Raw genomic sequence first — 11,979 nt, 5'->3', positions numbered from 1 at the left:
AAAGCCCGGAAGCACATGTCGGGCTTTGCGCCTGTGACGATCAGTCCATCAGCGTATTCAATGTTTCCAGCGCGTCAGGCGGCAGCTGCAGTTCCCCCGCCGCGAGGTTTTGCCGCAGATGCGCCATGGAAGAGGTGCCCGGGATCAGCAGGATATTCGGAGAACGCTGCAGCAACCATGCCAGCGCAACCTGCATTGCCGTGACGCCCAGTGAATCCGCGACAGCCTTCAGCCCGGACGATTGCAGCGGCGTAAAGCCGCCCAGTGGGAAGAACGGCACATACGCAATCCCCTGCTGCGCGAGCAGATCCACCAGCGCATCATCACCCCGGTTCACAATGTTGTACATGTTCTGCACGCACACCACCTGCACCATCTTCTGCGCTTCCGCGACCTGGGTGGCCGTGACGTTGCTCAAACCAATATGCCGCACCAGCCCCTGCTGCTGTAATTCTGCCAGGGTGGAGAGCGGTTCAGCAATCGACCCTTCCGCTGGCCCGTGCGCGCTAAACATGATCCGCAGATTCACCACGTCCAGCACGTCCAGCTGCAGATTGCGCAGGTTGTCATGCACCGCCTGCGTCAGCTCCTGCGCGGAAAAGGCCGGCAGCCAGGCGCCTTTGTCGTTGCGACGGGCGCCAATCTTGGTGACGATCGTCAGATCGTCCCGGTAAGGATGAAGCGCCTCACGGATCAGCTGGTTGGTGACATGAGGGCCATAAAAATCACTGGTATCAATGTGGTTCACCCCCGCCGCCACGGCCTCGCGTAACACGTCCAGCGCGGCCTGCTTATCCTTCGGCGGCCCAAAGACGCCCGGCCCGGCCAGCTGCATCGCGCCGTAGCCCAGCCGTTTCACCGTCCGCGTCCCGAGCGCGTATGTCCCGCTTTTATCAATGCTGCTCATGTTGACCTTCCTCATAAAAATGATCCGGATTTACAACAGGTTCCCAAAAGGGCCCCTTAGTTAAGCGCGAGTTAATTAAAGTTTACATTCTCTACGACGATAGTAATGAAGTAACCCTGCATCTTCTCTAACGGACGACCGCTATGCTGAAAAATCTGCACGTGATTACCGGTATTATCTTTGCCCTCACCATATTCTGCCTGCTGCAAGTTGTCACGGGAGGGTTGTTCTACTCTGCCGTCAGTAACGATCGCCATAACTTCCAGAACTCCGGCGTGCTCAATGCCCAGCAGGAAAGCCTGAGCGACAGCGTGAACACGCTGGTGAAAACGCGCGTCACCGTCACCCGCGTGGCGATCCGCTACCTGAAAAACCAGCGTGACCCGGCTTCCCTGGCGGCGATCAATAAACTGCTGGGCACCGCAGGCGACTCGCTGGCAAAAGCCGAAGCCTATAACAAAGAGTGGCAGAAACTGCCGCAGGTTAAGGGCCAGGAGGCGGCATTGACCGACGAGATGCAGAAATCCTGGAACCAGATGCACGAAGTCATGCGTTTATCGATTGAGTATCTGCGCGCCGACAACTATCAGGCCTATGGCGATCTGGATGCGCAGCAGGCGCAGGACGATATGGAAGCGGTCTATAACCGCTGGCGCGCCGAAAATAACACCCTGCTGAAGGCCGCAACCGAAGAGAACCAGAGCAGCTTCACGCAGATGCAGTGGACGCTGGCGGCAATTCTGCTGGCCGTTATCGCGGTTCTGGTGGTCATCTGGCAGGGTTTACAGCACCTGCTGTTAAAACCACTCCACTCCATTATGGACCATATTCGCGCCATTGCAGGAGGCGACCTGACGCAGGAGATCGCTATCTCGGGCCGCAATGAGATGGGTCAGCTGGCCGCGGGCCTGCATGAGATGCAGCAGTCGCTGGTGACCACCGTCAGCGCCGTACGCGGAAGTACCGATTCCATCTACACCGGCGCAGGCGAAATTGCCGCAGGAAGCAACGATCTTTCCGCCCGCACCGAGCAGCAGGCCGCCTCGCTCGAAGAGACCGCCGCCAGCATGGAAGAGCTGACCGCGACGGTTAAACAGAACTCCGATAACGCCCGTCAGGCCACGCTGCTGGCGAAAAACGCCTCTGAAACGGCCGCGCGCGGCGGTCACGTCGTGGATAACGTGGTTCGCACCATGAACGAGATCGCCGACAGTTCACAGCAAATTGCGCATATTACCGGCGTGATTGACAGCATCGCGTTCCAGACGAACATTCTGGCGCTTAACGCCGCGGTGGAAGCGGCACGCGCCGGGGAACAGGGGCGTGGTTTTGCGGTTGTCGCAGGCGAGGTCCGGACCCTGGCGAGCCGCAGCGCGCAGGCGGCGAAAGAGATCAAAGGGCTTATCGAGAACTCCGTCAGCCGGGTGAATACCGGTTCTGAGCAGGTTAGCGAGGCAGGCACCACCATGAAGGAGATCGTCGCCGCCGTGACCCGCGTGACCGATATCATGGGCGAGATTTCCTCTGCCTCTGACGAGCAGAGCCGCGGCATTGAACAGGTGAGCCTGGCCGTTTCGCAGATGGACAGCGTGACGCAGCAAAACGCCGCGCTGGTGCAGGAGTCCGCCACGGCGGCAGCGGCGCTGGAAGATCAGTCCGAACAGCTGCGCCAGGCGGTGGCCGCGTTTCGTCTGAACGGCAAAGAAAAAGCGGTAGCTCCACGTCCGGCCAGCGTGAAAACGCCTCAGCTGTTGCGCCCGGCAACCGCAAACGCCGCCACCGACAGCAACTGGGAAACCTTCTGAATCACCGGCGGGCGAGGAAATCGCCCGCTAGCGGCTGCGCTTGGCGTGCCGCTCCCAGTTCTCCTGTTTTGCTTCATCGGATTTACGCAGTGAAACGTAGCATGCCCCGCTGCCGCCGTGATGCGGCAGCGCCACGCAGAAGGCCTGCACTTCCTCGAACTCGGTTAACCAGCGCGCCAGATAGCTGCGCACCACATTAGGATGCGAGTTCTGCTCGCGCCCTTTTCCGTGAATGATAATCAGATTGCGTAACCCGTCACGTCCGGCCTGGCGAATAAAAGAATAGAGCATCTGACGGCAGCGTTCGGCGGGCTGACGCAGGAGGTTTAAGCTGGCCTGGCGGGCATATTTACCCGAGCGCAGCTTCTCGATAACGCCCTGCTGCACCCCTTCGCGCTGGAACGCCAGCGGTTCTTCCAGGGGAAGAAGGTCAAGAAAGTCCAGCGTCAGGAAGTTATCCAGCTGTTCACTATCCACCTCCTGGCGCGCCCGCGTATTGCGGCTGGGCTGCCAGTGAATATCCGGGCCACGCTTCAGCGGCTGGACATCTTCCATGGCGTCAAGAAAAAAGGATTTGTCGTCAGGGTTCATGGATATCCTCCGGCTACAACTGAGGACGGTACTATACCTGCGCCTGAGACTGGCCTCAATCACCGTTACAGGCCCTCATGCGCCGCAAATATTAACCTGATGAATATATATAGTATTTATAAAATAAAGTTAAATATGACTTAACTAAAACTTCAGCAAAGATGAAATAAGTGATTTGTGTTAAATTTTCGTAAAATCAAACACTCGACATCCTTTCTTTTTGCGGAAAAGGTGTTATACCTAAATATACCTGCTTCATGGATATAATATTCAGGATTGGCGAAAGGACGCACTGCTGTGTGTACTGGAGGATCTGTCTGATGTCGGGCAGATCCTGTTTTTTTATTATCTCACTTTCACGCCGCGATTATTTTTCTCGCTTCCCGTCTGAACTGCGTAATTAATGATTCAGCCAGGGGCGTCTGACGTGAATCACGGCGCTGAATTAAATAATATGCTGCTTTTGGAAGCGATTCGACAACCGGCAGCATGACCAGACGGTGCGCCAGAAGCGGGTCACAGCCTAACTCCTGCGGCAATATGCTTAGAAAATCACTTTGCGCAACCAGGCTTATGCAGGAAGAAAAGGTTTCGCAGACCACACCAATTTGCGGTATTTGCGAGCGATGGCTAAATACCTCTTCTAACTGCTTATAATAACTTCCCCGCGGCGTCGGCATTGTCCAGTTATAATGCAGAAGTTCGTTAATCGACGTTGCCCCCGTTGCCGGATGCCCTTCGCGACAAAATACCGCAAATGGCTTCTCAAAGAGTTTTTCAAACGTAAATTCCTGATCGTAAGGTCCCTGATAATAAGTATTGATGGTGAAATCCAGCTCTCCCTGCCGTAATTCGTTGATCATCGACACCAGCTGCCCTTCCATTATCCGCACTTTGACCTGCGGATGTTGGGCATGAAAGCGGGTGATAACGGCGGGCATCAGGCTGCGCGAAACGCTGGCCCCCATCCCGATGTTGATCTGCCCGGCCTGTTCCCCCTGCCGCTGACGAATGTCATCCTGCGCCGCGCGCAGCTCTTCCAGAATTAACCGGGCGCGCTGGTAAAAGCCCTCACCGCATTCGGTCAACGCCACGCCCTTACTCCTGCGCACGAAAAGCTGCGCCGCCATGCCCTCCTCCAGCTCTTTGATGGATTTGGTCAGCGCCGGCTGCGAAAGATTCAGCGTCCTGCTGGCACCGCGAATGCTGCCCTGACGAGCGACTTCAACAAACGCCCGGAGATGATGGAATTTAACCTGAAATGACATAGCCCGACCGATAACCGTTGTTTATCAGAGTAAAGAAACTGTCATCTACTTTACTGGAAAGGGATGTGCGAGGGTAATTCCTGAACGGTTAAAACTGTGAAAAATCGGTTAGTGATAAGTAAAAACTATCACAGCGTGAAGCAGTTCACATATTTTCATGATGACAGGAACAGATATGGACACACTGGCGCAGTACATCCAGACGTTAACCCCGCAGCTGAGCGCGTGGCGTCGCGATTTTCACCATTTTGCGGAATCCGGCTGGGTAGAGTTTCGTACCGCCGCGAAAGTTGCGGAGACCCTGGACTCGCTGGGTTACGAACTGGCGATGGGGCGCGACGTGGTCGATGCCGAAAGCCGGATGGGGCTGCCCGACGAGGCAACCCTGGCGCGAGAGTTTGCCCGCGCGCGGGCGCAAGGCGCGCCTGAGAAATGGCTGGCGCCGTTTGAAGGCGGCTTTACCGGCATTGTCGCCACCCTGAATACCGGCCGCCCGGGCCCAACCCTGGCGTTTCGCGTGGACATGGACGCCCTTGATTTAAGCGAAGCGCTCGACGACAGCCATCGCCCGTTCCGCGACGGGTTTGCCTCCTGCAATCCGGGCATGATGCACGCCTGCGCGCACGACGGCCACACCACCATTGGTCTGGGGCTGGCACAGGTGCTTAAGCAGAATGAAGCCCGGCTGAACGGCACCATCAAGCTGATCTTCCAGCCTGCCGAAGAAGGCACGCGCGGCGCGCGCGCCATGGTTGCTGCCGGGGCGCTGGATGACGTGGACTATTTCACGGCCATTCATATTGGCACCGGCGTCCCCGCCGGGACGGTAATCTGCGGCAGCGATAACTTTATGGCCACCACCAAGTTCGACGTGAGCTTCACCGGCGTGGCCGCACACGCGGGCGGTAAGCCGGAGGACGGTCGTAACGCTCTGCTCGCCGCCGCGCAGGCCGCCCTCGCCCTGCACAGCATCGCCCCGCACAGCGACGGCGCATCCCGGGTAAACGTCGGCGTGATGCAGGCGGGCAGCGGACGCAACGTGGTGCCCGCGAATGCGCTGATTAAGGTTGAAACCCGCGGCGAAAGCGAAGCGATTAATCAGTATGTCTTTGAACGCGCGCAGGCCGTCATTACCGGCGCGGCGGCGCTCTATGGCGTGAGCGCGGAGATGCGCCTGATGGGGGCTGCCACCTCCAGCGCGCCGACACCGGCGTGGGTGGATTATCTGCGCGAACAGGCGAGCCAGGTTTCCGGGGTTGTTCATGCCATCGATAAGGTGAAAGCGCCAGCGGGTTCCGAAGACGCCACGCTGATGATGGCCCGCGTGCAGCAGAACGGCGGCATGGCGTCCTATATGGTGTTTGGCACGGATTTGAGCGCCGGACATCACAACGAAAAATTCGACTTCGATGAGCAGGTCATGACTATCGCCATCGAAACGCTGGCGCGAACAGCGCTCAATTTCCCGTGGACGCGAGGTGTGTGATGCAGGAGAACTACGCTTTTATTGCCGATGCGATCGACACGCGATGTCGGACGTTAACCGATATTGCCGACGCGATCTGGGATCGTCCCGAAACCCGCTTTGAAGAGTTCTGGTCCGCCGAGCGGCTGGCCAGCGAGCTGGAAGCTGAAGGCTTCACGCTGACCCGCGAGGCAGGCGGTATTCCCAATGCCTTTATCGCCAGCTTCGGCAGCGGGAAACCGGTTATCGCCCTGCTGGGCGAGTACGACGCGCTGGCCGGGTTAAGCCAGCAGGCACACTGCGCGACGGCGCAAACCGCCACGCCGGGGGCTAACGGCCACGGCTGCGGACATAATCTCTTAGGCACCGCGGCGCTTGCGGGCGCGGTGGCGGTGAAAAGCTGGCTGGAGCAGCACGGCGGCAGCGGAACGGTGCGTTTTTACGGCTGTCCCGGTGAAGAAGGCGGCTCCGGGAAAACCTTTATGGTGCGCGAAGGGCTGTTTGATGACGTCGATGCCGCCGTCACCTGGCACCCGGAAGCCTTTGCCGGGATGTTTAACGTCAGCACGCTGGCGAATATTCAGGCCGCCTGGCGTTTTCACGGCGTGGCGGCGCACGCGGCCAACTCCCCTCACCTGGGACGCAGCGCGCTGGACGCCGTAACGCTGATGACCACCGGCACCAACTTCCTTAACGAACACATTATCGAGAAAGCGCGCGTCCATTACGCCATTACCGATACCGGCGGGATTTCGCCCAACGTCGTGCAGGCGCAGGCCGAGGTGCTGTACCTGATCCGCGCCCCGGAGATGGCGGATGCGCAGCAGATCTACGAGCGCATCGAGAAAATCGCCCAGGGCGCGGCGCTGATGACCGAAACGACCGTCGAGTGCCGCTTTGATAAAGCCTGCTCCAGCTACCTGCCGAACCGCACGCTTGAGGCGGCGATGTATCGCGCCCTGCAGCACTACGGCACGCCGGAGTGGACCGACGAAGAGCGAGAGTTTGCCCGCGAGATCCGCGCCACGCTGACGCCCAACGATCTGCAAAACAGCCTGAAAAATATTGCCGCCACGGGTGGCGAAGCGGGTAAAGCCTTTGCCCGTCGTCATCAGGCGACGCTGCTGGTGGATGAAGTCGCGCCTTATGCCGTCACCGACAACGTGCTGGCAGGTTCAACCGACGTGGGTGACGTCAGCTGGAAAATGCCGGTCGCCCAGTGCTTCAGCCCCTGCTTTACCGTCGGCACGCCGCTGCACACCTGGCAACTGGTGTCTCAGGGGCGAACCTCTATTGCCCACAAAGGCATGCTGCTGGCCGGGAAAGTGATGGGCGCGACCGCGCTCAATCTGCTGCAGGACGCCGCGCTGCTGAAAAAATGCCGTGAAGAGTTCGAACAACAACTAGAAGAAAAACCGTACGCGTGTCCGATCCCACCGGGCGTGACACCGTCACCTTTAAAATAAAAAAACACAACACAACAACACAACCCTCCCGAGGAACGCCCATGAGTATGTCATCCATACCTTCGCATTCCCCATCCGGTAAGCTCTATGGCTGGGTTGAAAGGATCGGCAATAAAGTGCCGCACCCTTTCCTGCTTTTTATCTATCTGATTGTGATTTTGATGGTCGCCACCGCCGTGCTCTCCGCCTTTGACGTCAGCGTGCGCAGCCCGGCCGACGGCAGCCTGGTGGCGGTGAAAAATCTGCTGAGCATTGAAGGGCTGCACTGGTTTTTACCCAACGTGATTAAAAACTTCAGCGGCTTCGCCCCGCTCGGCGCCATTCTGGCGCTGGTGCTGGGCGCCGGTCTGGCTGAACGCGTCGGCCTGTTGCCTGCATTGATGGTGAAGATGGCTTCTCACGTCAGCGCGCGCTACGCGAGCTACATGGTGCTGTTTATCGCCTTCTTCAGCCATATCTCCTCCGACGCCGCGCTGGTGATCATGCCGCCGATGGGGGCGCTGATCTTCCTCGCCGTCGGGCGCCATCCCGTGGCGGGCCTGCTGTCCGCGATTGCGGGGGTGGGCTGCGGTTTTACCGCTAACCTGCTGATCGTCACCACCGACGTGCTGCTCTCGGGCATCAGTACGGAGGCGGCGAAAACCATTGATGCGGCCATGCACGTCAGCGTGATCGACAACTGGTACTTTATGGCAAGCTCGGTCATTCTCCTGACAATTGTCGGCGGGCTGATTACCGATAGGATCATTGAGCCGCGCCTGGGCAAATGGGAAGGCCGTAGCGATGAAAAGCTGGAGACGCTGAGCGAAGCGCAGCGCTTCGGCCTGCGCGTGGCGGGGATTGTCTCGCTGGCGTTTATCGCCGCGGTGGCGCTGATGGTGGTGCCGGAAAACGGCATATTGCGCGATCCGGTTAAACATACGGTCCTGCCCTCGCCGTTTATTCAGGGCATCGTGCCGCTGATTATCCTCTTCTTCTTTATTGTTTCGCTCGCCTACGGTATCGCCACCGGCAAAATCCGCCGCCAGGGTGACCTGCCGCAGCTGATGATCGAGCCGATGAAGGAGATGGCGGGCTTTATCGTGATGGTGTTCCCGCTGGCCCAGTTTGTGGCGATGTTTAACTGGAGCAACATGGGCAAGTTTATGGCCGTGGGCCTCACCGACGCGCTGGAGGCTGCCGGGCTAAGCGGCGTACCGGCGTTTGTCGGTCTGGCGCTGCTGTCATCCCTGCTGTGCATGTTTATCGCCAGCGGCTCCGCCATCTGGTCGATTCTGGCCCCGATCTTCGTGCCGATGTTTATGATGCTGGGGTTCCACCCGGCTTTCGCGCAGATCCTGTTCCGCATCGCGGACTCTTCGGTTATCCCGCTGGCGCCGGTTTCGCCGTTTGTTCCGCTGTTTTTAGGCTTCCTGCAGCGCTATAAACCCGAGGCCAAACTGGGTACCTACTATTCGCTGGTTTTACCCTACCCGCTTATCTTTTTAGGGGTATGGCTGGTGATGCTGGTGGCGTGGTATCTTGTCGGCCTGCCGATTGGGCCGGGGATCTACCCGAGGCTGAACTAAGGGAATGAGGATGCTGAGATTACTCGAAGACAAGATTGCGACGCCGCTTGGGCCGCTGTGGGTGATCGCGGACGAGCAGTTTTGCCTGCGCGCCGTTGAGTGGGAAGAGCACAGCGACCGCATGGAAGAACTGCTTGCGATTCACTACCGCGCCCAGGGGTATGAACGTATCCGCGCCACCAATCCGGGTGGACTGAGCGACAAGCTTGCGGCGTACTTCGAAGGCGATCTCAGCATCATCGACACGCTGCCCACCGCCACGGCGGGCACCCCTTTTCAGCGCGAAGTGTGGCAGGCGCTGCGGGCCATTCCCTGCGGGCAGGTGATGCATTACGGCCAGCTTGCGGAGCAGTTAGGTCGCGCTGGGGCCGCACGCGCCGTAGGTGCCGCGAACGGCTCTAATCCGGTCAGCATCGTGGTGCCCTGCCATCGCGTTATTGGCCGCAACGGCACCCTGACCGGCTATGCCGGTGGCGTGCAGCGAAAAGAGTGGTTGCTGCGTCACGAAGGGTATCTCTTACTCTAGTTCCCAGGCTTTTTGTGCTTAATTTTCTTCCGGTTAGGCTAAAAATCCATAATCAAGCTGTGGAATTTCAAGAAGATGGCGGCAGATTGCCGTCTCTTGTCCTTATTGAGGGTTTGTCAGGCTTACGTACTTACCAAAAAGATGTTAAAATTGACCAATATCAATTAAGGCTTGAGCAAACCTATGATCCCGGAAAAGCGAATTATACGACGCATTCAGTCTGGCGGTTGTGCTATCCATTGCCAGGATTGCAGCATCAGCCAGCTCTGTATCCCGTTTACCCTGAATGAGCATGAACTCGATCAGCTTGATAATATCATCGAGCGTAAAAAGCCTATTCAGAAAGGGCAGACGCTGTTTAAAGCGGGAGACGAACTGAAATCGCTCTATGCTATCCGTTCTGGCACCATCAAGAGCTACACCATCACCGAACAGGGCGATGAGCAGATCACCGGCTTCCATCTGGCGGGTGACCTGGTAGGCTTTGATGCCATCGGTACGGGCCACCACCCGAGCTTTGCTCAGGCACTCGAAACCTCGATGGTTTGCGAAATTCCGTTTGAAACCCTGGACGATCTGTCCGGCAAGATGCCTAACCTGCGTCAGCAGATGATGCGTCTGATGAGCGGTGAGATCAAAGGCGATCAGGACATGATTCTGCTGCTTTCTAAAAAGAACGCAGAAGAGCGCCTGGCCGCGTTTATCTACAACCTCTCCCGCCGCTTCGCCGAGCGTGGCTTCTCGCCGCGTGAATTCCGTCTGACGATGACGCGTGGCGATATCGGTAACTACCTGGGTCTGACCGTGGAAACCATCAGCCGTCTGCTGGGTCGTTTCCAGAAAAGCGGGATGCTGGCCGTTAAGGGTAAATACATCACTATCGAAAACGGTGAAGCGCTGGCCGTTCTTGCCGGGCACGCCCGCAACGTGGCGTAAACGCCATACGTATACTGCCAGACCGATAAATTTTCCTGATTTATGGGTCTGGCCTGTTACCCCGTCTTTTATCTGCCCTTTTCACCGCAGCTCGTCCCCACACAGCACCCAAAAGGGTCTCGTTGAGGTTATGAATTGAGAGAAAGTTTGTTTTTCGTTTCAGTCGTGATTGCCTCAGTGACCTTTATCTTCATCTGGATCATGCTTGTCGGCCCAATGAAGGGGGAGGAAAAAACCTACGTTCAGGATTCCACGACCTTTGCGATAGCGGTGATGGTGCTGCTGTTTATTGCGTTTATCGCGGTAACGACCACGGTGCTTTTCCTCTGATAAATTTTCATGAATTATTGATCTGGCAAAAGCTCTCCTCTGTTTCATTCAGGATATATAGGTTACTCTTTTAATTACAGACTGTGGTGACAGTAGTAAGGAGACCTGTATGGCCAAGTATCAAAACATGCTGGTAGCAATCGATCCGAATCAGGACGATCAGCCGGCATTACGACGTGCTGTGTATTTACATCAACGGATTGGTGGCAAAATCAAAGCGTTTTTGCCGATCTATGACTTCTCGTATGAGATGACCACCCTTCTGTCGCCTGACGAGCGCACCGCTATGCGTCAGGGCGTCATCAGCCAGCGTACCGCGTGGATCCGCGAACAGGCGAAGTATTACCTGGAAGCGGGCGTGCCCATTGATATCAAAGTGGTCTGGCACAACCGACCTTTCGAAGCCATCATTCAGGAAGTCGTTGCCGGTGGGCACGATCTGCTGCTGAAGATGGCGCACCAGCACGACAAGCTGGAATCCGTGATCTTCACCCCGACCGACTGGCACTTGCTGCGTAAATGCCCTTGCCCGGTCTGGATGGTGAAAGACCAGCCGTGGCCTGAAGGCGGGAAAGCCGTTGTGGCGGTAAACCTCGCCAGCGAAGAGGATTACCATAACTCGCTGAACGAGAAGCTGGTGAAGGAGACCCTCCAGCTTGCCGACCAGGTCAACCACACCGAAGTGCATCTGGTAGGTGCCTATCCGGTTACCCCGATTAACATCGCCATTGAGCTGCCGGAATTTGACCCGAGCGTGTATAACGACGCCATCCGCGGTCAGCACCTGCTGGCCATGAAAGCGCTGCGCCAGAAATTCAGCATCGATGAGAAGATGACCCACGTGGAAAAAGGGCTGCCTGAAGAGGTCATCCCGGACCTGGCTGAACACCTGCAGGCGGGGATTGTCGTGCTGGGTACCATTGGCCGTACCGGTATTTCTGCCGCCTTCCTCGGCAACACCGCCGAGCAGGTGATCGACCATCTGCGCTGCGACCTGCTGGTTATCAAGCCGGATGAGTACCAGACGCCGGTTGAGCTTGACGATCCGGAAGACGATTGACCCGCAAGATGAAAAAAAACCGTCGGCGAACCGGCGGTTTTTTTTTGCCGGGTGGCG

Annotated in this window: 11 protein-coding genes; 8 read left to right on the top strand and 3 right to left on the bottom strand. The window is 57.5% G+C overall.

Translation table 11 applies throughout. The features are described 5' to 3' along the window. Positions 1 to 40: 40 nt before the first annotated feature. The gene (locus L362_RS16760; protein WP_023343994.1) at positions 41 to 907 is read right to left on the bottom strand and encodes an aldo/keto reductase family oxidoreductase; all 867 of its coding nucleotides are present in this window, start codon (positions 905 to 907) and stop codon (positions 41 to 43) included. 143 nt (positions 908 to 1,050) lie between these two features. Here L362_RS16760 and L362_RS16765 point away from each other — a divergent pair, with 143 nt between their 5' ends. Then, complete coding sequence (locus L362_RS16765) at positions 1,051 to 2,712, top strand: methyl-accepting chemotaxis citrate transducer (protein ID WP_008500534.1); 1,662 nt, start codon at positions 1,051 to 1,053, stop codon at positions 2,710 to 2,712. A 27-nt stretch (positions 2,713 to 2,739) separates the two neighbouring features. Here L362_RS16765 and smrA read toward each other — a convergent pair whose 3' ends face one another. Further along, positions 2,740 to 3,303: a DNA endonuclease SmrA gene (smrA, locus tag L362_RS16770; protein ID WP_021241163.1), complete on the bottom strand. Its 564-nt coding sequence runs from the start codon at positions 3,301 to 3,303 to the stop codon at positions 2,740 to 2,742. A gap of 356 nt (positions 3,304 to 3,659) precedes the next feature. Further along, positions 3,660 to 4,571, bottom strand: a complete 912-nt coding sequence (locus tag L362_RS16775; RefSeq protein WP_023343993.1) for a LysR family transcriptional regulator — start codon at positions 4,569 to 4,571, stop codon at positions 3,660 to 3,662. Positions 4,572 to 4,746: 175 nt separating this feature from the next. Between L362_RS16775 and L362_RS16780 the strand changes: the two genes are divergently transcribed. From L362_RS16780 to uspE, 7 genes are all read left to right on the top strand, one after another. Further along, positions 4,747 to 6,057, top strand: coding sequence for a M20 family metallo-hydrolase (locus L362_RS16780; RefSeq protein ID WP_023343992.1), 1,311 nt, complete (start codon positions 4,747 to 4,749; stop codon positions 6,055 to 6,057). Continuing rightward, a complete protein-coding gene (locus L362_RS16785; RefSeq protein ID WP_023343991.1) occupies positions 6,057 to 7,502 on the top strand; it encodes a M20 family metallopeptidase in 1,446 nt (481 codons plus the stop codon). The genes L362_RS16780 and L362_RS16785 overlap by 1 nt, the downstream gene beginning before the upstream one ends. 41 nt (positions 7,503 to 7,543) lie before the next feature. Then, positions 7,544 to 9,070, top strand: coding sequence for a p-aminobenzoyl-glutamate transporter (gene abgT, locus L362_RS16790; protein WP_023343990.1), 1,527 nt, complete (start codon positions 7,544 to 7,546; stop codon positions 9,068 to 9,070). Between the two features lie 10 nt (positions 9,071 to 9,080). Next, positions 9,081 to 9,596: a methylated-DNA--[protein]-cysteine S-methyltransferase gene (gene ogt, locus L362_RS16795; RefSeq protein ID WP_021241159.1), complete on the top strand. Its 516-nt coding sequence runs from the start codon at positions 9,081 to 9,083 to the stop codon at positions 9,594 to 9,596. 183 nt (positions 9,597 to 9,779) lie between these two features. Beyond that, complete coding sequence (fnr, locus tag L362_RS16800) at positions 9,780 to 10,532, top strand: fumarate/nitrate reduction transcriptional regulator Fnr (protein ID WP_006174991.1); 753 nt, start codon at positions 9,780 to 9,782, stop codon at positions 10,530 to 10,532. 147 nt (positions 10,533 to 10,679) lie between these two features. Then, on the top strand, positions 10,680 to 10,862 hold the full coding sequence (locus L362_RS16805; RefSeq protein ID WP_014883604.1) for a hypothetical protein: 183 nt from the start codon (positions 10,680 to 10,682) through the stop codon (positions 10,860 to 10,862). Between the two features lie 109 nt (positions 10,863 to 10,971). Then, entirely contained in the window at positions 10,972 to 11,922 is a 951-nt protein-coding gene (uspE, locus tag L362_RS16810) for a universal stress protein UspE (RefSeq protein ID WP_008500542.1), read from the top strand. Positions 11,923 to 11,979 lie beyond the last annotated feature (57 nt).

This window comes from Enterobacter sp. MGH 16 (assembly GCF_000493175.1).
Lineage (GTDB): Bacteria > Pseudomonadota > Gammaproteobacteria > Enterobacterales > Enterobacteriaceae > Enterobacter > Enterobacter roggenkampii.
The sequence above is the reverse complement of the archived record's forward strand: the minus strand, read 5'-3'. Positions and strand labels throughout refer to the sequence as shown.